The organism is Seonamhaeicola marinus, from assembly GCF_008085455.1.
The window spans coordinates 1-450 of sequence record NZ_VSDQ01000392.1 but is presented as its reverse complement, the minus strand read 5'-3'; the positions used below and the strand labels follow the sequence as shown (position 1 = coordinate 450).

Below are 450 nucleotides of genomic sequence, written 5' to 3'. Positions count from 1 at the left end.
TTCAGTTGTAGCCATGGCAAATTGCGGATATAATGGGAATAACAAAACCTCATCAACGCCTTTATCAACTAGCTCTTGTAAGCCTTTTTCAATAGTCATGCTGCCGTAGCGCATAGCTAAGGCTACAGGTACATCAACTTGCTTTTGAATTTTATTTTGAAGTCTTTCAGAAATTACAATGAGTGGCGAACCTTCATCCCACCAAATTTTTTTGTAAGCTGCAGCCGATGCTTTTGGGCGTGTTTTTAAAATTATGCCTCTTACAAGAAGCGCTCTAGCAACATAGGGAATATCAATAACGCGCTCATCCATTAAAAATTCACCTAAATATTTTTTTACATCTTTAGGTTCAGGGCTATCTGGTGAGCCTAAGTTTACAAGTAAAACACCTTTTTTCATGTTGTAAAAATACAACACAAATTATAAAAATGCACTTTGTATTATAAATTT

1 protein-coding gene is annotated in these 450 nt (G+C 35.3%); it reads right to left on the bottom strand.

Going from position 1 to position 450, the window contains the following annotated elements:
* Positions 1 to 399, bottom strand: a 399-nt coding sequence (locus tag FUA24_RS05100; RefSeq protein WP_187388178.1) for a ferrochelatase, incomplete at its 3' end; no start/stop codon positions are given.
* Between the last annotated feature and the right edge of the window lie 51 nt (positions 400 to 450).